This window comes from Arthrobacter sp. 2RAF22, assembly GCF_052115325.1.
Lineage (GTDB): Bacteria > Actinomycetota > Actinomycetes > Actinomycetales > Micrococcaceae > Arthrobacter.
Map to the genome: position 1 here is coordinate 1 of NZ_JBFRGL010000032.1, position 1,290 is coordinate 1,290.

General features: G+C 65.7%; 1 protein-coding gene. It reads right to left on the bottom strand.

What is annotated here, in order from left to right; genetic code table 11:
* Positions 1-37: 37 nt before the first annotated feature.
* Complete coding sequence (locus tag AB4068_RS15660) at positions 38-1,183, bottom strand: IS1249 family transposase (protein ID WP_306964716.1); 1,146 nt, start codon at positions 1,181-1,183, stop codon at positions 38-40.
* Positions 1,184-1,290: the final 107 nt, after the last annotated feature.

A 1,290-nucleotide genomic window follows, 5' to 3' on the forward strand; every position in this document is an offset into this window, starting at 1 on the left:
GGGTTATAGGACAAAACGTGTGTAAATCCCGCGCGTGTCACGTGCGTCCTGCCCAACCTTTGCGGGCCCAGAGGCCTTCCTCTGCGGTGGCTGTGTTGCCGTATTCCTCGGGTCCGTGTGGCTGCTCGACGGCGGTTTGGGCCGCCGGGCGTGTGGGTGTGTATTGCTCGGGGCGGATGAGCTGGGCGGGCTGGTCCGGAGTTTCGCTGTGGAGATAGAGGTACCACTCGATGGCCCGCTTCTGGTGCTCTTCGCTCATCCCGCGGTGGGCCCGCAGAATCAGGCGCAGCTGCGCGTTCGTGCCGCCTTCGATCCGGTTTGTCGTGGCCGCGATATCGAGTCCTGTGAACTCGGTACGCAGGTAGGTGAACAGGCTCCCTGCTTGGCTGAGCCGCTCCAGGAGGCGATAGGCCTTCCGGAGCCGGTCATGGGTAAACCACCAGGCCTGATTCGCCCGCACCCACGCCGGTGCCGGGGAGGCTGCGGTGCGGTAAGTCCGGGCCCGGACCAGTTGCCCGTGGTTCTGGTACCAGTCATTGAGGTGGCCGAGCCACGCCGCGGCCTGCGCGGGTGTGCTGATCCGTGTCAGGGCCCGGCCAAGGCGCAGGAGAGCTTTGCCGGCCTCGGTCCTGGGCCTGCTGGTCAGGTAGGTGCGCACGTTGCGCTGGACATGGACCAGGCAGCGCTGAATGGCGGTATCCGACCAGCAGTCAGAGAGCGCGGCGGCGATCCCGGAACCACCGTCGGTGATCACCACCCGCGGAGCCGGAAAACGTCCAAGCAACGCCGCCCACGCGGCCTTCTTCTCGGTGTCGCACCACTGCCAGCCGATCACATGCTCACCGGCGATCGCGATCAGGCAGCACCACGAGCCGACGTAGATCCCGTCGATCTGGACCTGGTCATGGATCTCGCCCGTGGCCGGAATCGCGGGGGCAATATTCCAGCACCACGCCGTGCGGCGCCGGAAGGACCGGGCCGTACCGAACGAGTCAACCAGCGCTTGGCCGCCGGTACCCAGCAGCCAGCCCAGAAACGCACCCAGCTCCGCACGCCGGCTCACATCCGGGCGTTCACCCGAGCGGCTCGCCCCGCATTCCAGGCACCGGTAGCGCTGCTTACCCGCGGCCGTTTTCCCGTTCCGTACCAGCGCCTGACCGCAGACCAGACATTCCAGAGATATGCAAGCACCCCAGCCACCCTAAGCTTCCAAAGCTTAGCTACCCCGAAATTCGCCCGCCAACACTGGGAAGCAGGCACAATCCATACACACGTTTTGTCCTATAACCC